The sequence below is a fragment of the Aeromonas sp. LsrichE-8G genome, assembly GCF_022869435.1.
GTDB lineage: Bacteria > Pseudomonadota > Gammaproteobacteria > Enterobacterales > Aeromonadaceae > Aeromonas > Aeromonas caviae.
This window is the reverse complement of record NZ_JALIHH010000008.1, coordinates 116,892-137,925: the sequence shown is the minus strand read 5'-3', so window position 1 is coordinate 137,925 and position 21,034 is coordinate 116,892. Positions and strand designations below refer to the sequence as shown.

18 protein-coding genes are annotated in these 21,034 nt (G+C 65.0%); 6 read left to right on the top strand and 12 right to left on the bottom strand.

What is annotated here, in order from left to right; genetic code table 11:
* Positions 1 to 230: 230 nt before the first annotated feature.
* Complete coding sequence (gene speA, locus MUW49_RS02925; RefSeq protein WP_041215495.1) at positions 231 to 2,132, bottom strand: biosynthetic arginine decarboxylase; 1,902 nt, start codon at positions 2,130 to 2,132, stop codon at positions 231 to 233.
* Between the two features lie 1,025 nt (positions 2,133 to 3,157).
* Here speA and pepT point away from each other — a divergent pair.
* Together pepT and MUW49_RS02915 are read left to right on the top strand one after the other, a co-directional pair.
* The gene (gene pepT, locus MUW49_RS02920; protein WP_244812380.1) at positions 3,158 to 4,384 is read left to right on the top strand and encodes a peptidase T; all 1,227 of its coding nucleotides are present in this window, start codon (positions 3,158 to 3,160) and stop codon (positions 4,382 to 4,384) included.
* A gap of 105 nt (positions 4,385 to 4,489) precedes the next feature.
* Entirely contained in the window at positions 4,490 to 6,214 is a 1,725-nt protein-coding gene (locus MUW49_RS02915) for a GNAT family N-acyltransferase (protein ID WP_171864884.1), read from the top strand.
* Between the two features lie 63 nt (positions 6,215 to 6,277).
* On the opposite strand, the gene MUW49_RS02910 is transcribed toward MUW49_RS02915, so the two are convergent.
* The 4 genes from MUW49_RS02910 to MUW49_RS02895 form a co-directional block, all read right to left on the bottom strand.
* Complete coding sequence (locus MUW49_RS02910; RefSeq protein WP_010674179.1) at positions 6,278 to 6,589, bottom strand: SelT/SelW/SelH family protein; 312 nt, start codon at positions 6,587 to 6,589, stop codon at positions 6,278 to 6,280.
* Complete coding sequence (locus MUW49_RS02905; RefSeq protein WP_104455669.1) at positions 6,586 to 7,707, bottom strand: adenosylhomocysteinase; 1,122 nt, start codon at positions 7,705 to 7,707, stop codon at positions 6,586 to 6,588. The genes MUW49_RS02910 and MUW49_RS02905 overlap by 4 nt, the downstream gene beginning before the upstream one ends.
* A gap of 185 nt (positions 7,708 to 7,892) precedes the next feature.
* Positions 7,893 to 8,627, bottom strand: a complete 735-nt coding sequence (locus tag MUW49_RS02900) for a hypothetical protein (protein ID WP_201872916.1) — start codon at positions 8,625 to 8,627, stop codon at positions 7,893 to 7,895.
* Positions 8,627 to 9,187, bottom strand: coding sequence for a YceI family protein (locus MUW49_RS02895; protein WP_201872917.1), 561 nt, complete (start codon positions 9,185 to 9,187; stop codon positions 8,627 to 8,629). The genes MUW49_RS02900 and MUW49_RS02895 overlap by 1 nt, the downstream gene beginning before the upstream one ends.
* 109 nt (positions 9,188 to 9,296) lie before the next feature.
* On the opposite strand from MUW49_RS02895, the gene MUW49_RS02890 reads away from it, so the two are divergent.
* Positions 9,297 to 10,199: a LysR family transcriptional regulator gene (locus tag MUW49_RS02890; RefSeq protein WP_039038856.1), complete on the top strand. Its 903-nt coding sequence runs from the start codon at positions 9,297 to 9,299 to the stop codon at positions 10,197 to 10,199.
* Positions 10,200 to 10,207: 8 nt separating this feature from the next.
* Here the strand turns inward: MUW49_RS02890 and MUW49_RS02885 are convergent, their stop codons facing one another.
* Complete coding sequence (locus MUW49_RS02885; protein ID WP_042017451.1) at positions 10,208 to 10,609, bottom strand: hypothetical protein; 402 nt, start codon at positions 10,607 to 10,609, stop codon at positions 10,208 to 10,210.
* A gap of 66 nt (positions 10,610 to 10,675) precedes the next feature.
* On the opposite strand from MUW49_RS02885, the gene MUW49_RS02880 reads away from it, so the two are divergent.
* The gene (locus tag MUW49_RS02880) at positions 10,676 to 12,409 is read left to right on the top strand and encodes a formate--tetrahydrofolate ligase (RefSeq protein WP_244812379.1); all 1,734 of its coding nucleotides are present in this window, start codon (positions 10,676 to 10,678) and stop codon (positions 12,407 to 12,409) included.
* A gap of 210 nt (positions 12,410 to 12,619) precedes the next feature.
* Here the strand turns inward: MUW49_RS02880 and MUW49_RS02875 are convergent, their stop codons facing one another.
* Both MUW49_RS02875 and folE read right to left on the bottom strand, forming a co-directional pair.
* The gene (locus tag MUW49_RS02875) at positions 12,620 to 14,269 is read right to left on the bottom strand and encodes a methyl-accepting chemotaxis protein (RefSeq protein WP_244812378.1); all 1,650 of its coding nucleotides are present in this window, start codon (positions 14,267 to 14,269) and stop codon (positions 12,620 to 12,622) included.
* A 250-nt stretch (positions 14,270 to 14,519) separates the two neighbouring features.
* Positions 14,520 to 15,176, bottom strand: coding sequence for a GTP cyclohydrolase I FolE (gene folE, locus MUW49_RS02870; protein WP_010674171.1), 657 nt, complete (start codon positions 15,174 to 15,176; stop codon positions 14,520 to 14,522).
* 370 nt (positions 15,177 to 15,546) lie between these two features.
* Here folE and moeA point away from each other — a divergent pair, with 370 nt between their 5' ends.
* Positions 15,547 to 16,773 (top strand): molybdopterin molybdotransferase MoeA, encoded by a 1,227-nt coding sequence (gene moeA / locus MUW49_RS02865; protein WP_043154257.1) that lies wholly within the window; start codon positions 15,547 to 15,549, stop codon positions 16,771 to 16,773.
* Positions 16,770 to 17,525, top strand: a complete 756-nt coding sequence (moeB, locus tag MUW49_RS02860; protein WP_171864881.1) for a molybdopterin-synthase adenylyltransferase MoeB — start codon at positions 16,770 to 16,772, stop codon at positions 17,523 to 17,525. Before moeA ends, moeB begins: the two co-directional genes overlap by 4 nt.
* Positions 17,526 to 17,593: 68 nt before the next feature.
* On the opposite strand, the gene MUW49_RS02855 is transcribed toward moeB, so the two are convergent.
* The 4 genes from MUW49_RS02855 to modA form a co-directional block, all read right to left on the bottom strand.
* Positions 17,594 to 18,370, bottom strand: a complete 777-nt coding sequence (locus tag MUW49_RS02855) for an alpha/beta fold hydrolase (RefSeq protein WP_049636339.1) — start codon at positions 18,368 to 18,370, stop codon at positions 17,594 to 17,596.
* Positions 18,371 to 18,437: 67 nt separating this feature from the next.
* A complete protein-coding gene (gene modC, locus MUW49_RS02850; RefSeq protein WP_102948216.1) occupies positions 18,438 to 19,493 on the bottom strand; it encodes a molybdenum ABC transporter ATP-binding protein in 1,056 nt (351 codons plus the stop codon).
* Positions 19,490 to 20,170 carry a molybdate ABC transporter permease subunit gene (modB, locus tag MUW49_RS02845; protein WP_010674165.1) on the bottom strand — a complete coding sequence of 227 codons (681 nt, stop codon included), beginning with the start codon at positions 20,168 to 20,170 and terminating at the stop codon, positions 19,490 to 19,492. Before modB ends, modC begins: the two co-directional genes overlap by 4 nt.
* A 124-nt stretch (positions 20,171 to 20,294) precedes the next feature.
* The gene (modA, locus tag MUW49_RS02840; RefSeq protein WP_244812377.1) at positions 20,295 to 21,017 is read right to left on the bottom strand and encodes a molybdate ABC transporter substrate-binding protein; all 723 of its coding nucleotides are present in this window, start codon (positions 21,015 to 21,017) and stop codon (positions 20,295 to 20,297) included.
* Positions 21,018 to 21,034: the final 17 nt, after the last annotated feature.

Genomic DNA, 21,034 nt, shown 5'->3' with positions numbered 1-21,034 from the left:
AACATCACCCTTGACCGTAAAATAAGCGGCCCGAGTCCCCCTTGACCTGGATCAAGGGAGGTGACAGGTAGAAGCGGGCAGTGGCCGGATCTGGCCGGGGCCGGATGCCGCCAGCCAGGGTGACAGAGCCCGCCAACCGGCCCCAGCCAGGCAACAGCACAACAAAAACGGCGCCCGAAGGCGCCGTTTTTCATGTCCGTCATTTGACCGACGGGGAACAAGCCGCTGGCTTATTCGTCTTCCAGGTAGGCATAGCCTTGCAGACCCAGCTCCAGCTCGTCGAGCAGGGCCTTGCGGGTCTCGTCGTCCAGCGCCGGGTGGGAGACGATGCGCTGGTAGTTCTCGCGGATCACGGACGGGTCGATGTTGACGTAACGCAGCAGCTGGTCGACGGTGTCGCCACGCACCACGTTGCGGATGTCCATCTTGCCTTCTTCATCCAGCCACACTTCCGCGCAGTGGGTGTCACCGAACAGGTTGTGCAGATCCCCCAGGATCTCCTGATAGGCACCCACCAGGAAGAAGCCAACATGGCACTCTTCGTGCTCACCGTAGACCGGCATCGGCAGGGTGCTCTCTACCCCCAGACCGTCGACGTAGTGCTCCACCTGACCGTCGGAGTCGCAGGTGATGTCCATCAGGATGCCGCGGCGGGTGAGCGGACGCTCGAGGCCGGAGAGCGGCATCACCGGGAACACCTGACCGATACCCCAGGCATCCGGCAGGGACTGGAACAGGGAGAAGTTGGCAAAGCACTTGTCCGCCAGTTTCTCGGAGAGCTCGTCGGCCAGGGCGCGGTGGTTGCGGTTGACTGGGTTCAGCAGCTCCTTGAGCGCCAGACAGGTGTTCTGGTGCAGCATCTCGGCCCAGGCGCGCTGCTCCAGGTTCAAGAGGCCCATGGTGTACTGGGCGTTGACGTCACCGAGATCCGCCACGGAGTCGTGGAAGATCTCCAGCAGGGAGGGATCTTCCCCGCGCAGGTCCAGCCAGCCTTTCCACATGTTCTGCAAGATGGTGGGCGCGTCTTCGTCCGGGGCGCTGATGTCGTTCACCTCCACCCCTTCGGCACCAATGATGTTGGTGACCAGCACGGCGTGGTGCGCAGTCAGGGCACGGCCGGACTCGCTGATGATGGTCGGGTGCGGCAGGTCGAACTCGCGGCACACATCGCCGATGCCCCAGACCACGTTGTTGGCGTACTCGGAGAGGCTGTAGTTCGCGGAGCAGTGGCTCTGGGAACGGGTGCCCTCGTAGTCCACACCCAGGCCGCCGCCCACGTCCACCACCTCGACCTTGGCGCCAAGACGGCACAGCTCGGCGTAGAAGCGGCCGCACTCGCGGATGCCGCCCTGGATGTCGCGGATGTTGGCGATCTGGGAGCCCAGGTGGAAGTGCAGCAGTTGCAGGCAGTCCAGCTTGCCGAGGCTGCGCAGACGCTCCACCAGCGCCAGGATCTGGGAGGCGGAGAGACCGAACTTGGACATGGAACCGCCGCTCGATTCCCACATGCCGGAGCCGGTGGACGCCAGACGGGCGCGCACCCCGATGTTGGGCTTGATGTTGAGACGAGCTGACTCGTCGAGCACCATTTCCAGCTCGGAGGGCTTCTCCACCACGATGTAGACCTTGTGGCCCATCAGGTTGCCCAGGAGGGCGTGGCGGATGTATTCGCGGTCCTTGTAACCGTTGCAGACGATCACGGACCCTTGCTCATGATGATGGGACAGCACGGCCAGCAACTCGGGCTTGGAGCCCGCTTCCAGGCCAAGCCGGGGCTTGTCGCTGTAGGACTGACTGATGGTCTCGATGACGCGGCGCTGCTGGTTTACCTTGATCGGGTAAACGCACAGGTAATCCCCTTCATAGCCTGACTTTTCGATGGCCTGACCGAAGGCGTTGAACAGCGCATCGACCCGGCTCTTGAGGATGTCGGGGAAACGCAGCAACACCGGCGTGGTCAGCCCGGACTGGCGCAGTTGCTCGATGGCCTCGGACAGCACGATCTGAGCCTCGGGGCGAGACTTGTCGGGAGAGACGGTCACATGACCGGCGTCATTGATATTGAAAAAACCCGCACCCCAGTAGGGAACGTTGTAGACCTTCAAGGAGTCCTTGCTGGACCAGTTAGTCATGGGCTATGCCTCGCAAATGAGCGGCCGTGGGCCGCCTTCGTTACCCTCAATCACATCCAGACCATTGATTGCAAAATGCGGCAAGCCAGAGCGGCCTGCTGACGTTGGACCCGCAACGGAGCATGCTCCGCCACATCCTGTTCATTGCACATCGCGGCAAGCCAAGGCTGCCTGGTGGATCTTGGGAAGTAACGAGTCTTGATGTGGGGCTGGTGGCTTTACATCAAGCTCAACGGTATGCGGTAACACCTTGCCGGCGTACCGCGGTACTTTGATGACAATCGGCATCAGCCACGCCGTTTGTTCATCATTCGGCAGCTATCCCGACGGACAGGAGAGGGTTTCAAGGAAGAGAAGGGAAGACGTCAGCACGCATCGTGTTGATGGACGACAACCACTACGACCCGCTCAACGCCAGTGACCGCCCATGACAAGGGAGATGATGAGCCCGAAGCCCACTCGGTCAGCTGAAAGATGAGAGTCCGTTGTTCTCCCTGATACCGGAGCCTAACCGGTATTAAAGAAACCATTCCCCAGCAGTGTCTGTCGTTTCTGCGTGCCTCGCCCTATAGGCGTCATGATCCTGCGGGTCTGGCGGACACGGCCTGCGCAGGGTTGCCCTTGGATCGGCGCGGAGTGTACACACTTACCGCAGCCAGTGACAATAAAAAATCGTGTTAAAAAACGGGTTTTCATCGGGGGGCAAAATCTCGCTGCCAGCAAGGCGGGCTCTGGGATGGCGGGGGATGGGAGTGCGTGGGCGAGGCGATGAAAATAACCAACACATCACGCTTTTTGGATCACCCCTTGCCAGCGCTGGGCCGAGGGGAAATTCAGCTTTTTCGCAATTGCTTAACCAGTTTTCATTTTGGAATTTTTATGCAAACTGCCGCGCTATGATCCCCGCCCCTCCCCCTCGATGGCCCTCCTCTCCCCCACAAAGTCATCAAAAACTGCGCTGACGCAATAAGCGGCGCCGCCGTCTTGGCCACAATGACTCCTCTTTCGTGACACGAGGCTTGCCCATGAACACCCTGCTTTCGCGCTTTCTCCACTACCTCACCTTTCATACCCGTTCCGATGCGACCAATCCTGACTGCCCCAGCAGCGAGGGACAGCGCCTCTTCGCCCGGGCCCTGTGCGACGAAATGACGCAGATGGGGCTAAGCCAGGTCACCCTGGACGAGCATGGCTACCTCACCGCCTGCCTGCCGGGCAACCAGCCGGATGCCCCCGCCATCGGGCTCATCGCCCACATGGACACCGCCGATTACGAGGCCGAGTGCGTCGTTCCCCAGATAGTCGAGAACTATCAGGGGGGCGATATCTGCCTTGGCAAGGGGGACGAGGTGCTGGCCATCCGCCAGTACCGCTTCCTGAAAAACTACCTGGGGCAGGATCTCATCACCACCGACGGCACCACCCTGCTGGGGGCCGACGACAAGGCGGGCATCGCCGAGATCCTCACCGCCGTGGAATACCTGCAGGCTCACCCCGAGATCCCCCGTGGCGATGTCTGGGTCGGCTTTACCCCGGACGAGGAGATAGGGCGCGGTGCCGACCGCTTCCCGCTGGAGCGCTTCCCGGCCAAGTGGGCCTACACGGTGGATGGCGGCGAGCTCGGCGAGCTCGAATGCGAGAACTTCAACGCCGCCAGCGCCACGGTGCGCATCACAGGCAACAACGTCCACCCCGGCACCGCCAAGGGCAGCATGATCAACAGCCAGACCCTGGCCGCCCGCTTCCATGCCGCCATGCCCGCCGAGCAGACCCCGGAGTGCACCCAGGGGTATGAGGGCTTCTTCCACCTGGCCCGGATGGAAGGTACGGTGGAGGAGACCACCCTGCACTACCTCATCCGCGACTTCGACGATGACTGCTTCGCCGCCCGCAAGGCCCAGCTCAAGGAGCGGGTCGCCTCCCTGCAGCTGGACGCTCCCAGGGCGCGCATCACCCTGGAGATAGCGGACAACTACCGCAACATGCGCAGCCAGATAGCGCCCCATCCCCACATCGTCGAGCTGGCCAAAGCCGCCATGGAGGCCGCCGACGTGGTGCCCAAGATCAAACCCATTCGCGGCGGCACCGACGGCGCCCGGCTCTCCTTCATGGGGCTGCCCTGCCCGAACCTGTTCACCGGCGGCCACAACTTCCACGGCAAGCACGAGTTCATCCCCCTGCAATCCATGGAAAAAGCGGTCGCCACCCTGGTGGCGCTGGTGCGCCTCACCTCTGCCTGGCGGGCTGAGTAAGGGGGCAAGGACGGGGTTCGCCCCGTCATCAAACCGTCACCCAACCGACACACGAAAGGCACGCAGGGGCGTCAAGCTGGGGCAAAGTTCAGCGGAGCCTTGCCCATGTTCGACGTCGATACCCTGCTGGGGCAGCACCTGCCCCACCTCGCCAGCCAGCCCCTCCTCCGTCCCCTGATGAGGCAGGGGCTGAGCTGGTTGCTGCACGAGGAGGCCTTCACCCGCTTTGCCATGCGCCATCCCCACCTGCGCGGTCTGGACTTCGTCGAGCAGGCCCTCACCGAGCTCCACTTCGACTACCGGGTGAGCGAGGCCGAGCTCGAGCACATTCCCGCCAGCGGCCGGGTCATTCTTGTCGCCAACCACCCCATCGGCTCCCTGGACGGACTGGCCCTGCTGCGCCTCATCGGGCGCATCCGCCCCGACGTCAAGATAGTGGCCAACCAGGTGCTGGCCCAGCTCGCGCCGCTGCGCCCTTTGCTGCTGCCGGTGGACAACCTGGGGGGCAAGACCAACAGGCAGGCCATCCTCGCCATGAATGAACACCTCGTCGCCGACGGGGCCCTGGTTATCTTCCCCGCAGGCGAGGTCTCCCGCCTCGGCCCCAAGGGGGTGAAGGATGGCCCCTGGCAGGCCGGCTTCATCAAGCTGGCCCAGCGCAGCCGAACGCCCCTGGTGCCCATTCACCTGGGAGGGCGCAACAGCCTCTGGTTCTATCTCGCCTCCTGGCTCAACAAGCCCGCCTCCGCCCTGCTGCTGGTACGCCAACTGTTTCGCCAGCAGGGGCAGACGCTGCCGGTGACCATAGGGGCGCGCATTCCCCTCGCCAGTTTTCAGGAGCTGCCGGCCAAGACGGCGGCCCGGCTGGTGCGCGGCCACCTCTACCGAATCGCTCGGGGCAAGGCGGGACGGTTGCAGACCGAGGCCCCCATCGCCCTGCCGGAGGATCGCCGCCTGCTGAAACAGGCCATCGACGGGTGCGAGCTGCTCGGCCAGACCCCGGACGGCCAGCGCATCCTGCTCTATCGCCGCCACGAGCAGAGCCACTCGGTGATCCTGCGTGAGCTGGGGCGCCTGCGGGAGATTGCCTTTCGGGCGGTGGGGGAAGGCTCGGGCAAGCGGCGGGATCTCGATGCCTTCGACGATGACTATCACCATCTCATCCTCTGGGATCCCGCCCGCCTCGACATCATCGGCGCTTACCGTTTCGCCCCGGTGGCCGAACGGCTGGCCAGCAAGGGACTGGATGGCCTCTACAGCCACACCCTGTTCGGCTTCGAAGAGAAGCTGCTGCCCCGGCTGGAACAGGCCATCGAGCTTGGCCGCAGCTTCATCCAGCCCGCCTACTGGGGCAAGCGGGGGCTCGATTACCTCTGGTTCGGCATCGGGGCCTATCTGGCCCGCTATCCCCAATACCGCTACCTGTTCGGGCCCGTCACCCTCTCCGGCAGCCTGCCGCCGGCGGCCAAGGATCTGCTGGTGAGCTTCTATCGCCAGCACTTCGCCCCCACCCTTGCCCTCGCCCCTTCCCGCCGCCCCTATCCCGCCACGCCGACGCTGTTCGAGGGGCGCGATTACGGGGACGACCTCAAGGTGCTCAAGGCCGGGCTCGACAACCTGGGCTGCGCCATTCCCACCCTCTACAAGCAGTACGCCGAGCTGTGCGAGCCGGGGGGCGTGCAGTTCATGGACTTTGGCATCGACCCGGACTTCAACCACTGCATCGACGGCCTGGTGTGGGTGGACGTGAGCCGCATCAAGCCCCACAAGCGGGCCCGCTATATTGGCCTCCCCGCCGGGGAAGGGCTGGCCACATCTGGCGACCGTTGACCGGGGGCCGCAACGAAAGAGGGAGGCCTGCGCCTCCCTCTTTCACATCATGGGTGATGCAGCCTACTCGGCTGCGGGTTTGCGATCCGCATGGCCGAGATCCCGCTCCGGGGCGATGACATCCCGCACCCGCTGCTTGATCTCCTTGGCCTCGGGGAAGCCCTCGTCGGCCACCCTGTCCCACACCAGCACCCCGTCCACCAGGATGCGAAACTCCCCCTTGCTGGCGGGCACCAGGGCCACCTCGCCCAGTTCGCCGTCGAAGGTGGAGAGCAGCTCCTGGGCGAGCCAGGCGGCCCGCAGCATCCAGCGGCAGAGGGTGCAGTAACGGATTTCGATGCGCGGTTTCGCGAGGGGCAAATGGGTGTCTGTCATGGGGTGACTCCGTGAAAATCGGTCAACCAGTGGCGAGCGATGCGCTGCATGGTGGCCTGGGGCAGTTCGTGAAGGCCCGGGGTGGATGCCTGATGGGCCAGTTGATGCACCCCTTCGATGATCTCCGCCAGCACCAGGTAGACATATTCGCCGATGACGGCGCCGTGGACGAAATTGACCGCCTCCCCCCGGTTGAGCAAAAAGATGGTGCTGCCGTCCGGCCGGGTCAGGGCCAGCACATGGGGACACACCTCCTCGCTCGGCCAGGGCAGCTGGGCGAGGCTGAAGGCGAATTCGTCGTCGGCGGAGGTGACCGAGGCCAGCATGGCGCCGGGGCGCAGGGCCTGCATATCGGTGATGTCGAGGGAGCCGTTGCCGGTGGAGCAGATCACCAGCTCGGCGCGGCCCAGGGCCTCGGCCTTGTTCACCAGCTTGAAGCCGTGGGAGAGCGCCTCCACCTGGCGCAGGGCATCCGTCTCCACCAGCTCCAGATGCAGGTTGCGACAGCGCAGTTCCCGGGCGATGCTGCGCCCCACCTTGCCATAGCCGAACAGGGCGGCCTGGCAGACATTGAAGGTACGCCTCAGTGTACGCGCCAGGGACTCCGCGGAGTAGACCACGCTCAGGCCGATCTGGATATCTTCCGCCTGCTTGAGGGGGCTGCGGGCCACCGAGATGACGGGGGCCGCCAGGGACTCCTGTTCGTAGCGCTGATGGCCGTTCTCGGTCATCTCCACCACCCCGATGAAGCGGGCGCCAAAGTGCTCGGCCAGTACCGCCTGGCTCTTGGCAAAGTAGCCGCCGATGTCGAGGATGATGAGCCGCTCGTGAGACATCACCAGAGGGGCAATCTGGGCGATCACCTCACCGGGATCCGAGGTCCAGTGGCGATTGAGGGGCAGCACGGGGTAGTGCTGCTGGGCCCAGGCCAGCGTCGGCCCGTGCACGGACTTGGGTTTGGGCAGGATGGCGCCGACCCGGCCCACCCGATCGAGCACCTGGATGAAGTCGGGTCTGTCGGGAAGCAGGTGGGTCACCAGCAGGATGCAGAGATCCCCAAGACATCCCTGTTCGGTGAAATGGCGAAAAAACAGATGCTCAGATCCCTGACTGTGCAACTGTGGCCTCCTTAGCATGCCGCGGGAAAGCAGGCAAACAGAACCCGGCATAGCCGGGTTCTGTGTGTATCCAGATAATTGAAAATCCTTTTTATCCGAAAGCACCATGGGTCTCAATCTTTATCTGTCCAGACTTTGACAAGCCCATCAATTTCTAAGGTAATAGCCTGTTTTTCATGCAGAAATCAGTAAAGTGACGCCTCTGGCCATACCCACCACAGACTCACTCCGGCACCAACGGCCGCCACCAGGATCAAGACCCCCCAGCGAGAGAGTCCCGGGCGCCCGTGCAGGGCACGTTCCAGCAGCGGCAACAGCCAGACCGGCAGCAGCACCAGCAGGGGCACTTCCACGTACTGCCAGGCGAGCATCTGCACGAAGGCGAGTGAAAGCCCCAGGGCAGCCGGGGTCACCTTGACCCCTGCAAAGGCGCCGAGCAGGGCACGGAATCCGGCAAATGCGGCCAGGGCCCCCGTCAGCTGGGCGATGAGCAGGCTGCCATCGATGCCGATGACCAGCGCCAGCCAGATGAAGGCCAGGGCGAAGCCGAGCCCCTCCTCGCTGTCACCGCGCCAGCTCATCCAGCCAGACCAGAGGATGGCGGGCAACAGGGCCAGCCAGATCCCGGGCTCGCTCGCCAGCACGGAGGCCAGCCCCTGCCACCACACCAGGGCGCCCAGCCCCCCGAACAGCGCGAGGGCGATCCCCTTGTTGGTCCCCTGGGTCAGAGCGGGCACCAGCAGGGTCAGCGGCAGCCACTGCCACGCCTTGACCGGCAGGCCATAGGCACCGCCCAGCAGGCAGCCCACCAGCCAGATCCCCAGGGCGCCCCACAGATAGCCCAGCCGCGGCCAGCGCCACGACAGCAAAGCGGCCCCTAAAGGAGTCGCCAGGGTTTGAAGCAGGAGTGCTGCGCCCATTACTTGCGCACGCCTTCAACGAACAGGTTGATGGTCATCTCGTCAGGGATGTTCGGCACCATGTAGTTCACGCCAAAGTCGCTGCGCTTGATGGTGGTGGTGGCGTTGAAGCCGCTGCGGTAGCCGCCCCAGGGATCCTTGCCTTCCCCGATGTGGACCAGGTCGAAGGCCACGTCCTTGGAGACGCCGTGCAGGGTCAGGGTGCCCTTGAGCACGCCTTTGTCCTTGGTGCCTTCATAGCCGGTGCTGACGAAGGTCATCTTGGGGTACTGCTTCACGTCCAGGAAGTCGGGGCTGCGCAGGTGCTTGTCGCGGGCCTCGTGGTTGGAATCCACGCTGGCGGCATCGATTTCGAAGTTCGCCTTGGCCGCCGCCGGGTTGGCGTCGTCCATGCTGAAGGTGCCACTGAAGGTGTTGAACCGGCCGACCAGTTCGGAGAAGCCGAGGTGGCCCACCTTGAACTGGACTGTGGTGTGCGCTGCATCGACATCGTAATCGGCAGCCATCAGGGGAGCCGCCATAAACAGGCAAGAGGCCAGCAGAGCCTTGGTCATTTTCATTCCGATCGTTCCTTCATTGAGGGTTCACAACGGTGAACAAAATGCTAACCTCCTATCGAGAATAGATAATCATCGATTTATTAAAATAATTATCAACCGAGAGTGGAATATGGATCAGATAGCCGCCATGCGCACCTTCATCAAGGTGGTGGAGTGCCAGAGCTTCACCAAGGCCGCCCATCAGCTCGGGATCTCGGTCGCCATGACCTCCAAGCTGATGCAGCAGCTCGAGGAGTCCCTCTCCACCCGGCTGCTGTCGCGCACCACCCGCCAGGTCAATCCCACCGAGGCGGGCCAGTTCTACTACCAGCGCTCCCTGGCCCTGCTGGCGGAGCTGGAAGAGACCCACAGCCAGCTCACCCACAACAACCAGCAGCCCCAGGGCACCCTCAAGCTCTCGGTGCCCATGGATTTCGGCTACCTGCACCTCTCCCCCGCCCTGCCCCTGTTTCGCGAGCGCTACCCGGACTTGAAGCTCGAGATTGAGTACAGCGACCGGCGGGTGGCCCTGGTGGAGGAGGGGTTCGATCTGGCGCTGCGCATCGGCAACCTGCCGGACTCCTCCCTGGTGGCCAAGCCGCTCGCCATGATGAAGATGGTGGTGTGCGCCAGCCCCGACTACCTGGCCCGCCGGGGCAGGCCGAAGACCCCGGAGGATCTCAAGCAGCACGACTGCCTCATCTACACCCTGACCCAGCCGGACTGGGTCTTCAAACGGGATGGGGAGGAGCACAGCATCCGCCCCCAGGGGCCCCTTCGCGCCAACAACGGGGTGGCCCTGACCCGGGCCGCCTGCGACCACCAGGGCATCATCTTGCAGCCCACCTTCATCGTGGGGGATGCGCTGCGCTCGGGGGCGCTGGTCCCCTTGTTGCTGGAGTGGGAGAAGGGGCAGGTGGGGCTCTATGCCCTCTATCCGCACCGCCGTTTCGTGTCGGCCAAGGTGCGCTGCTTCATCGAATTCGTGCAGGAGCGCTACCTGGCGCCCCACTACTGGGACAGGGAGACCTGAGCCCGGGCTCAGGGGGTGGGCATCAGCTCGGCCACCAGCAGGTGATCCTGCTGGCTCATCTGCCAGCGTGGCAGACGCTGGCGCAAGGCGGCGAGCTCGGCCTCCCCCAGCGCATAGGGCAGGGTAACGTGCAGGCAGTGGCAATCCAGCATGGCCGCCAACTGCATCATCAGGGCGAGGTTCGCCTCGTCGCTCTTGTGCTTGTTGATGCGCTTGCCGAGCTCGTGGCGAAAGTGGGTCTCGGGATCCTGGGTCATCGCCTGCCAGCCGTAGCCAAAGAGCGGGATGAAGGCGCTGACGATGCCAAGGGCGGTGAGGGGCCGTTTGGGCGGGTGATAGAGGACGTTGAGATCCAGCAGGATGGGGCTTTGATGGGGCTCACGACTGCCGGATAAAATAGTATTGCTCATTGGATTACCCTGTTGATTCCTCTAGACTTCGCCGCATATTTGACCTGACATGCCAACGAGGTGCTGATGCTAAGCGATATCGAGATCTCCCGCCAGTCCCCCCGCCTGCCCATCGCCGAGGTGGCAGCACAGCTCGGCATAGCGGCCACCCATCTCCACCCCCACGGCCATTACAAGGGCAAACTCGACCTCGCGCTGCTCCATCACGCCCCCGCCCGTGAGCCCGGCAAGCTGGTGCTGGTGAGCGCCATCACGCCCACCCCCCTTGGGGAGGGCAAGACGGTCACCACGATCGGCCTCTCCATGGGGCTCAACCACATCGGCCAGCCCAGCATCGCCACCATTCGCCAACCGAGCCTCGGCCCCGTCTTCGGGGTCAAGGGGGGCGCCGCCGGGGGCGGCATGGCCCAGGTGGTGCCGATGGAGGAGATGAACCTGCACCTCACCGGGGATTTTCACGCCCTCACCGCCGCCCACAACCTGGCCTCTGCCGCCCTCGATGCCCGCCTGTTCCATGAACGCAAACTCGGTGACCAGTTCAGCGCCAGAACCGGTCTGGCGCGGCTCGATATCGACCCGGCCAACATCCTCTGGCCCCGCACCCTGGACATGAACGACCGGGCGCTTCGCCACCTCACCCTCGGCCAGGGCGATGCTGCCGATGGTGTCGAGCGCCCCGATCGCTTCGTCATCACCGCCGCCTCCGAGCTGATGGCCATTCTGGCCCTGGCCAGGGATCTCAAGGACTTGCGCGCGCGTATCGGCCGCATCCAGCTCGCCCTCGACCTGCGCGGCCAGCCCATCACCGCCGAGCAGCTGGAAGTGGCGGGGGCCATGACGGTGCTGCTCAAAGACGCCCTCAAGCCCACCCTGATGCAGACCACGGAGCAGACCCCTGTGCTGGTCCACGCCGGCCCCTTTGCCAACATCGCCCACGGCAACTCCTCCGTCATCGCCGATCGCATGGCGCTGGGTCTTGCCGACTACGTGGTGACCGAGGCGGGTTTTGGCTCCGACATGGGGCTGGAGAAGTTCTTCAACATCAAGTATCGCCAATCCGGCCTTCCCCCCGCCTGCGTGGTGCTGGTGGCCACGGTGCGCGGCCTCAAAGCCAACAGCGGCCTGCTCGACATCCGGCCGGGCCAGCCGCTGCCGGCCAGCCTGCAAGGGGAAGATCTGCCCACCCTGACAGCGGGGTGCGCCAACCTCGCCTGGCATATTCACAACGCCCGCCGTTACGGGGTGCCCGTGGTGGTCGCCATTAACCGCTTCCCCACCGACAGCGACGCCGAGCTGGCCCTGCTGGAGGCGGCGGCGCGCCAGGCCGGTGCCTGTGGGGTCGCCCTCTCCCGGGCCTTCACTGACGGTGGCGCGGGCGCGGCGGATCTGGCTCACGCCGTGGTGGCGGCCTGCAAGCAGCCCAGTGAGGTCAGGCTGCTCTACCCCGATGAGATGAGCCTTGCCGCCAAGCTCGCCACCCTGGTGGAGTGCGGCTATGGCGGCCGGGGTGTCACCCTCTCGGACAAGGCGCGCCAGCAACTGGCCAGACTCTCGGCAGAGGGTCAGGATCACCTGCCCGTCTGCATGGCCAAGACGCCGCTCTCCCTGAGCCATGACCCCGCCAGGAAGGGCGTGCCGACGGACTTCGAGGTGCCCATCGAGGAGGTGAAACTCTGCGCGGGGGCAGGCTTCGTCTATGCCCTGGCAGGCCCCATCATGACCATGCCGGGCCTGGGCAGTCTGCCGGCCTATCGCCATATCGACATCGACGATGACGGGGAGATTGTCGGCCTGAGCTGACGCGCAGGCTGGCAGCCTGCCCTCCCTGAGCGCCTATGGACATCGACGACGATGGTGAGATAGTCGGGTTGCGCTACATGATCGGATAAGCAGTCTGCCGTCGGCCGATTACGCGGCGCTAATCGGCCCTGACATCAACAGACCCGCCATAAACAACAAGGCCCCGCCGATTGGCGGGGCCTTCTGCGCTGTGCCGGGTGGCAGCAAGACTCAGAGGGTGAAACGCTGGGTCATATGGTGCAGGGTATTGGCCAGCTTGCTCAGCTCGACACAGGCCTGGGCGGTCTGCTGCGCCCCCTGGGCATTCTCGTCGGCGGCGGTGTGGATCTTGACGATGCTGCGATTGAGCTCCTCGGTGACCGCGTTCTGCTGCTCGGTGGCGGTGGCGATCAGGGTGTTCATGTCGGTGATCTGGGTGACGGCACCGTTGATGCTGTCGATGCTGCTCCCCGCCTCCCGCGCCAGCTCCACGCTCTCCTGCATCTGCTGACGGCTCAGCTGCATGGCGCTGCCCGCCTCGGCGGTGCGCTCCTGAAGCACCTCGATCATCTTGCTGATCTCGGCGGTGGATGCCTGGGTACGCTGGGCCAGACTGCGCACCTCGTCTGCCACCACCGCAAAGCCACGCCCCTGCTCGCCGGCCCGGGCCGCTTCGATGGCCGCGTTGAGGGCCAGCAGGTTGGTCTGCTCGGCGATGCCGCGAATCACGTCCAGCACCATGCTGATGCTGGCGCTGTCGGTCTCAAGTTGCTGCACCACGCTCCCGGCCTGCTCTATCTGGCGGGAAACCTGCTCTATGCTGCCGATGGCGCTGCGCACCACCTGGTTGCCCTGGGTGGAGGTGCGGGAAGCCTGCTTGGCCGCCCCCATGGCGTCCGTGGTGTTGCGAGCCACCTCATTGACGGTGGACTGCATCTCGTTCATGGCGGTGGCGACCTGAGAGACCTCTCCCTGCTGGCTTGCCATGCCTTTGGCGGACTGCTCGGAGATGGCGCTCACCTCCTCTACCGCGCTGCTGAGCTGACTCACCGAACCGGAGATTTCACTCACCAGCTCCGCCAGAGCCCCCTGCATCCGGTCGATGGCCGACCCCAGCTGGCCCAGCTCATCGCGGTTGAAGCGGTTGCCGCGGATCCACTCCTGCAGCTCGCCCCGACCGAGATCGCCGCTCGCAATGCGCTGGGCCTGACGGGCCAGCATGATGAGCGGGTCACGGATCTGGCGGGTCAGCACCACGGAGAGGGCGACAACCAGGGCCAGGCCGATCACCAGGGCCAGGGTCACACTCAGCTTGGCGCTGTCAAAGGCGGCGATCACCTCGGCGCGGGAGCCCACGGAGTAGCCGTGGTTGATGCGGATGAGATCCCCCACCGACTTGCTCAGGGTGGTGTAGAGGGTGACCCCCTCCCCCATGAAGAGGTGCTGGGCTTCGGCCATCTGTCCCGAGTCCTGCATCTGCCGGATGCGCTGGTGCAGGGCGACATATCGCTCCCAGTCCGCCTTGACGATGTCAAAGGCGCGGCGCTCCTCCCGATCCTCCGCCCAGATGGTGCCATCGTGGGCCACTATCTGGCGCGCAGCCTCTTGCAGGCTCTTCTCGCTCTCGTTGCGATAGCGGGCCTTCTGCTGGGCATCGTCCGCCACCAGGAAGACATCCAGTTCGTAGCGGCGCAGGGCATTGATGGTCTCGCCGAGGGTGCTGGTGCGCACGACGGCGGGCAGGATACTGTCGGTAAAGCCGATGGCGGCGCGGTTCATCTTGCTGAATTCAAACAGCGAGAAGCCGCCGATAAAGGCCATCATCAGGCCGAGTACGGCAAAGCCGGCGGTAAGTTTTTTGCCTATCGTCATGGTGTTCATGGCATGTCCTGCATGGGGAAAACAAGTGGCATTGCTGGGCGCAGGCCTGGCCTGCGCCTTCACTACCCTCCTTGGCAGCACATCTCGTCCCTGTTGGCGCGCACAAGGGCGGGCCCGGGGGTGCCGGCGTCAACCAGACCGTCCGACAACACACAGAGCCATAGCGACCGGCACGGTCACAACTTTAGGTATTTTTCAAAAAAAGTGAGGGAAAGGAGACGGGGCCTGTCGGCGACAGGCCCCGGGAGCACTACCCTTTCAGACCACCGAGGAACTCGGCGCGGGTGTCGGGCTGGGTCTTGAAGACGCCGCCCAGGGAGGTGGTGGTGGTGTAGGAGGTGGAGTCCATCACGCCACGGGCCTTCACGCAGAAGTGGGTCGCCTTGATGCTGATGGCCACGTCCCTGGTGCCAAGCAGGGTCTGCAACGCCAGCAGGATCTGCTGGGTCAGCCGCTCCTGTACCTGAGGACGACGGGCGAAGAACTGCACGATGCGGTTGATCTTCGACAGGCCAATCACCTTGCCGCGGGGAATGTAGGCCACGTGGGCAAAGCCATCTATGGTGACGAAGTGGTGCTCGCAGGTGCTGGTGAGGCTGATGTCCCGCACCATGATCATCTCGTCCACCTTCATTTTGTTCTCGATCACCGTCACCTTGGGGAAGGTGGCATAGTCGAGGCCGGAGAAGATCTCGTTCACGTACATCTTGGCAATGCGGTGCGGGGTCTCGGCCAGACTGTCGTCGGCCAGATCCAGTCCCAGCGTCTCCATGATGGCGCGCATATGACCTTCGATTTTTTCCTTTTTCTGCTGGCCGCTCAATTCATTGGCCACCAGAGGTGTCTCAAGGCCCTCGGCCTCGAGCGCCGCCCTGACCAACAGGGCTTCCTGGCTTAAGCTCGTCATCGTGTTTCTCTCCCACGCTCAGGGACTGTGCTGGCCTGCGGCATGGTGCCGCGGCGCAATCTTACAGGGCGATTATTGTCATAATTCTGTCTAACTCAAGCCCGGTGCCCGACTTTATGCCAAACCACCCCGTTTTGTCCGCACCGGCCTGCCCATTCGGGGGCAAGGCGCACGGCCGTGCCGCCTCTTCCCCACCTGCCATCCCGCGCAAGCCTCGCCCTGGTTACCCATCAGGAGGTAATTCAACGGGATAGCGCCCCATAATCCGATCACTCCGGGGCATCTGCCCCCCATTACCGCACCTTCGGCCTGCCCATCGGAGCGGATTTTTGGGATAATCCGCCCCCTACACACCAGAGAGGTCATGATGATGGGATTCGATACCGGTGCACTCCTCCCCTTGGACAAGGCCCTGCAAGGGATGCTGGAACAACTCACCTGCTGCTGCGAGACGGAGCGGTTGCCCCTGCCCCAGGCGCTGGATCGGATCCTGGCCGAGGAGATAAGCTCCCCCCTCTTCGTCCCCCCCTTCGACAACGCCGCCATGGACGGCTATGCCGTGCGCCTGGCGGATCTCGCCGCCGGGATGCCGCTCCCCGTGGCGGGCAAGGCCTTTGCGGGCCAGCCCTATGAGGGGGAGTGGCCCGCCGGCCACTGCATCCGCATCATGACCGGGGCCCCTGTGCCCCCGGGTGCAGACGCTGTGGTGATGCAGGAAGAAACGCAAGCCGGCGACAACGGGATCACTTTCCTGACCGCGCCCACGCCTGGCCAGAACATCCGTCGCCGCGGCGAGGATCTGGCGCAGGGCGCCCGGGTGCTCGAAAGCGGCCTTCGCCTGAGCCCCAGAGAGCTGCCGCTGCTCGCCTCCCTTGGCATCGCGAGCGTCACGGTGCGCCGTCCCCTCAGGGTCGCCATCTTCAGCACAGGGGACGAGCTCAAGCCTCTGGGCACCCCGCTCCAGCACGGGGACATCTACGACTCCAACCGCTACGGGGTCAAGGCGATGCTGAGCCGCATGGGCTGTGAGTGCCTGGACCTTGGCATCATCCCCGATGATCCGGCGGCCCTGCGCGCCGCCTTCTTGCAGGCCGACCGCGAGGCCGATGCCCTGATCACCACCGGGGGGGTCTCGGTGGGGGAAGCGGACTTCACCAAGCAACTGCTCGAAGAGCTCGGGGAAATTGGCTTCTGGAAGCTCGCCATCAAGCCGGGCAAACCCTTCGCCTTTGGCCGATTGCCAAACGCCTGGTTCTTCGGTCTGCCGGGCAACCCGGTCTCCGCCATGGTCACCTTCGATCAGCTGGTGCAACCGGCCCTGGCCAGACTGGCCGGTCAGCAGTTTGCACGCCCGCACCCCCTCCAGGCCCTGGCGACAGAGCCGCTCAAGAAGAGCCCGGGGCGCCTGGACTTCCAGCGCGGCATCCTGAGCGTGGGCCCCAATGGCCTCGAGGTACGCAGCACCGGCTCCCAGGACTCCGGGGTGTTCAGCTCCCTCTCCCGGGCCAACTGCTACATCGTGCTCGAACAGGAGCGCGGCAAGGTAGCCGCCGGTGAGACGGTCACCGTCGAGCCCTTCTCGGGGCTGCTGCTGTGAGCGAGATCCTGAGCGACGCCGAGCTCCTTCGCTACAACCGCCAGATCGTGCTCAAATCCTTCGACTTCGAGGGGCAGGAGGCGCTCAAGCAATCCCGCGTGCTGGTCATCGGCGCCGGGGGCCTCGGCTGCGCCGCCAGCCAGTATCTGGCGGTGGCCGGGGTCGGCCACCTCACCCTGGTGGATTTCGATCGGGTGGAGCTCTCCAATTTGCAGCGCCAGGTGCTGCACAGCGACGCGCGCATCGGCCAGCTCAAGGTGGAGTCCGCGGCGACGTCCCTGCGCGCCCTCACCCCCTGGCTCGAGGTGGAGACCCACGCCGCCCTCGCTGACGAGGCGCTGCTCGATGCCCTGCTGCCACGCCATCAGCTGGTGCTCGACTGCACCGACAACGTCGCCATCCGCAACCTCCTCAACCAGCGCGCCCGCCAGCACAAGGTGCCCCTGGTCAGCGGCGCCGCCATCCGGCTGGAAGGGCAGCTCTGCAGCTTCACCTGGCAGGAGGATGAACCCTGCTACGCCTGTCTCAGCGCCCTCTTTGGCGATCAGGCCCTCACCTGTGTCGAGGCGGGGGTACTGGCCCCCGTGGTGGGGCTGGTGGGCAGCCTGCAGGCGCTCGAGGCTATCAAGCTGCTGGTGGGCATGGGCAAAAGCTACAGCGGCCGCCTGCTGATGATCGACGGTCTGGGTGGCAGCTTTCGCGAGCTGAAGCTTCCCAAACGCCCCGACTGCCCGGTCTGCTCAAGACCCTGAGCAGCGCCCACAAAAAAGCCGAACCCCGGGGTTCGGCTTTTTTATCTACCTCTGCTGTCTGCTCCCCCTCAATGGGTTGAGAGGATCCGCTGCAACAGATGATTGAACCCGGCAGGATCTTCCGCCGGCCAGGCGTGGTGACCATCCGGGGTGTGGATGGTGGCATTGGGCAGGGAGGCGAACTGCTCCACCCGCCGCGCCAGGGGCAGATAGTCGTGACTGGTGGAGATGATGGCCACCGGCTGCCAGAGGGTGCCGAGACGAGCCCGCACCGACCAGCCGGGCAGCGCCTCCAGCAGCGCCTTGTAGGTCTTCTTTTTGTTGCGCACGAAGCGCCCCCGGAAGGTGTGGCGCACCTGGGCGAGATCGGGGCCGGGAAAGAGCTCGCGGCCGAGCCACCACGCCAGCGGCCGCATGCCGAACCAGCGCAGCCACTTGAGGCGCATGGCATAGCGCTCCTGCTCCTTTGGCGTCTCCAGCAGAAATTCGCTGAAGCCGTTGACCAGCACCAGCCCCTGCACCTTGTGGGGCAGTTGCAGCGCCAGCTCCAGCGCCACCATGGCACCGAGCGACAACCCCACTACCCAGGCAGGCTCGGGCTGCTCGTCGAGCCAGCGGGCCACATCCGCCGCCAGGGTGGGCACGTCAAAGGGCCCCTCCTGCATGCTCTGGCCGTGGCCGCGCAAGTCGATGGCCACCACCCGGTAGCGCTCGGAAAAACGCTCGATCTGCGCCTGCCAGTCGAGGCTGGAAGAGCCCAGCCCGTGCAGCAAGAGCAGCAAGGGCCCCTCCCCCGCACTGCGCAGGGCCAAGCCATGGGATTTCATTACCTGATTGCGACGCACCCGTCCCCCCTTTCTCGACGCCATGCCGGCCACTCATGGCCAGCCAATCCGTACTCCGGTCCCCTGTCTACCCCTCTCCCACCAGGCTCACCGCCTTGATGTAGGCGTAGAGGCGCATGGCCGGCGTCAGGGCGAGCCGCTGCGCGGAGCGGCTGGTGATCCGGGCCAGCAGTATCTGCTGCCCCAGCGCCAACTGCAACAGGGTCTGCCCCGGTCGCACCTCCCGCACCTCCAGCAGCCGGGTCTCGAGGCAGTTGGAGAGGCTGGAGTGCACGATGGGCTCGGTGGCGATCACCAGATCCCGCGCCGCCACCTTGATCTGCAAGGGGCCTGCTTCATCGGGGGCATGCTCCATGGTCACCATCAGGGTCTGATCCCCGAGTCGCAGGGTCGCCATCTGCTCGTGCTCGTCGTAGTGGGCCAGGGTCGCCGAGAGCATGACCCCGACGTCGTCGCGACTGGCCAGCGACAGGTCGGTGCGGGCGAAGATCTCCTCTGGGGTGCCCTGGGCCTCCACCCGTCCCTCTGCCAGCAGCACCAGTCCATCGCAGAGCAGGCTCACCTCCTCCATGGCGTGGCTGACGAAGATCATGGGGATGCCGCTCTCTTGCTGCAAGCCCTTGAGCACGTGGGCCTGATGGATGCGGCTGCGCCTGTCCAGCGCCGAGAAGGGTTCATCCAGCAGCAGCAAGTCGGGCTCGGCCAGCAAGGCCCTGGCCAGTGCCACCCGCTGACGCTGACCGCCGGAGAGGCCGTGGGCCGGTTGCCCCAGCAGCTCGGCAAAGCCGAGGCGAGCAGCCAGCTCCTCTGGCTGCCAGCGCCCCCTCCCCTTGCGAGCCGCCAGTTGCAGGTTGCCGAGCACGCTCAGGTGGGGGAAGAGACGGGCATCCTGAAACACCAGCCCGATGCGCCGCGCCTCGGGGGGCAGGGCTGCAAGCTCGCGCCCCTGCCAGCGCAGGGCATCGCCCGGGGCCCTGTCGAGCCCGGCGATGATGCGCAGCAGGGTGCTCTTGCCACAACCCGAAGGACCGAACAGGCCGAGGATGCGGCTGGGGGGCAGTGCCAGATCGCACGCCAGGGTGAAGGGGCCGAAATCACGTCTGGCCTTGAGGTAGAGGCTCATCCGAACAGCCTCCGTTGTCGGCGTTGCAGCACGCCGTAGACCAGCACCAGCATCACCAGGGAGAAGCCCATCAGGCCGCCTGCCAGAATATGGGCATTCTGGTAATCCATCGCCTCCACGTGATCAAACAGGGCGATGGAGAGCACCTGGGTCTCCCCGGGAATGTTGCCGCCAATCATCAGCACCACCCCGAACTCCCCCAGGGTGTGGGCAAAGCCCAGCGCTGCCGCCATCACGAAGCTGGGCAGCGTCATGGGCAGGATGATGCGAAAGAAGCGCTCAAACGGGCCCATCCCCAGGGTGGCGGCAGCCTCCAGCTCCTTGTTGCCCATGTTGACGAAGGCGGAGGTGAGGGGCTGTACCACGAAGGGGAGCGAGTAGATGACGGAGGCGATGAGCAGGCCGAGAAAGCTGAAGGCGAGCGGGGCCCCGAAGGTCTCCCGCCACCAGCCACCGAGGCCGTACTCCGGGGAGAAGGCCAGCAGCAGATAGAAACCGAGCACGGTGGGCGGCAGCACCAGCGGCAGGGCCACCATGGCCTCCACCAGGGGGCGCAGCCGGTGCTGGCTGCGAGACAGCCACCAGGCGAGCGGCGGCGACAGCAGCAGCAGGATGGCAGTGGTGCTGGCCGCCAGTTTCAGGGTCAGCCAGACCGCCAGCAGATCCCCTTCACTCATAGGGTCCCCTCTCGGGTGTCGATAAAAAAACAGGGCGCCGTCATGACGGGCGCCGCCTTGGGACACGTCAGGCACCGGATCTGGCCAGCACGGGGCTGGCCGGCCCCCGGCAGACGCCGGGCGCTTACTGTGGCAGGGCGTAACCCGCCGCCTTGATCTGCGCCTGTCCCGGCCCCTTGAGCCAGGCCACCAGGGCATCCACCGCCGCCCCTTTCTTCAGCACCAGGGCCTGCTGCTCGATGGGGGGATAGAAGCTGGCCGGCACCGCCCAGGCTTCGCCCGTCTTGCCCGCCTCCACCAGGTTGGCCCAGGCGACGAAGCCCAGCTTCGCATTGCCGGTATCGACGAACTGCCAGATCTGGCTGATGTTGGTGCCGGTCAGCACCCGATACTGCTTGGGATCGATCTTGAGGTGAGCCAGGGTCGCCATGGCGGCGGCGCCATAGGGCGCTGTCTTGGGGTTGGCGATGGCCAGCTCCCCCTGCCAGTGGCGCAAGGTGGCCTCGTCAGGAGCAGGCCCCCCCTTCTGCCAGAGGCCGAGCTGACCGATGGCATAAGTGAAGCGCTCGCTCCCCTTGCCTTCCGACTCCAGCTTTTGAGGGGTCGCCACGTCGGCCGAGAGGAAGAGATCGAAGGGCGCACCGTGGGTGATCTGGGTATAGAGCACGCCGGTGGCCGCCGAACTGATGGCGATGTTGTGGCCGGTCTTGGCGGTGAACTCCTTGCCGATGCGCTCTATGGTGCCCTTGAAGTTGGCCGCCACCGCCACCTTGACCTCGTCAGCCAGCACAGCACCGCTGTACATGGCGCCGATCCCCAGCACCAACAGGGATACCCATCTCTTCATTCCGTTGCTCCTTATGT

What these genes read in the sequence shown, in the direction of transcription:
- speA (WP_041215495.1), bottom strand. Translation starts at nt 2,132, where the DNA reads ATGACTAACTGGTCCAGCAAGGACTCCTTGAAGGTCTACAACGTTCCC.
- modA (WP_244812377.1), bottom strand. Translation starts at nt 21,017, where the DNA reads ATGAAGAGATGGGTATCCCTGTTGGTGCTGGGGATCGGCGCCATGTAC.
- MUW49_RS02890 (WP_039038856.1), top strand. Translation starts at nt 9,297, where the DNA reads ATGGATCAGATAGCCGCCATGCGCACCTTCATCAAGGTGGTGGAGTGC.
- MUW49_RS02910 (WP_010674179.1), bottom strand. Translation starts at nt 6,589, where the DNA reads ATGACAGACACCCATTTGCCCCTCGCGAAACCGCGCATCGAAATCCGT.
- MUW49_RS02915 (WP_171864884.1), top strand. Translation starts at nt 4,490, where the DNA reads ATGTTCGACGTCGATACCCTGCTGGGGCAGCACCTGCCCCACCTCGCC.
- modC (WP_102948216.1), bottom strand. Translation starts at nt 19,493, where the DNA reads ATGAGCCTCTACCTCAAGGCCAGACGTGATTTCGGCCCCTTCACCCTG.
- MUW49_RS02875 (WP_244812378.1), bottom strand. Translation starts at nt 14,269, where the DNA reads ATGAACACCATGACGATAGGCAAAAAACTTACCGCCGGCTTTGCCGTA.
- pepT (WP_244812380.1), top strand. Translation starts at nt 3,158, where the DNA reads ATGAACACCCTGCTTTCGCGCTTTCTCCACTACCTCACCTTTCATACC.
- modB (WP_010674165.1), bottom strand. Translation starts at nt 20,170, where the DNA reads ATGAGTGAAGGGGATCTGCTGGCGGTCTGGCTGACCCTGAAACTGGCG.
- MUW49_RS02900 (WP_201872916.1), bottom strand. Translation starts at nt 8,627, where the DNA reads ATGGGCGCAGCACTCCTGCTTCAAACCCTGGCGACTCCTTTAGGGGCC.
- MUW49_RS02895 (WP_201872917.1), bottom strand. Translation starts at nt 9,187, where the DNA reads ATGAAAATGACCAAGGCTCTGCTGGCCTCTTGCCTGTTTATGGCGGCT.
- MUW49_RS02885 (WP_042017451.1), bottom strand. Translation starts at nt 10,609, where the DNA reads ATGAGCAATACTATTTTATCCGGCAGTCGTGAGCCCCATCAAAGCCCC.
- folE (WP_010674171.1), bottom strand. Translation starts at nt 15,176, where the DNA reads ATGACGAGCTTAAGCCAGGAAGCCCTGTTGGTCAGGGCGGCGCTCGAG.
- moeA (WP_043154257.1), top strand. Translation starts at nt 15,547, where the DNA reads ATGGGATTCGATACCGGTGCACTCCTCCCCTTGGACAAGGCCCTGCAA.
- MUW49_RS02880 (WP_244812379.1), top strand. Translation starts at nt 10,676, where the DNA reads ATGCTAAGCGATATCGAGATCTCCCGCCAGTCCCCCCGCCTGCCCATC.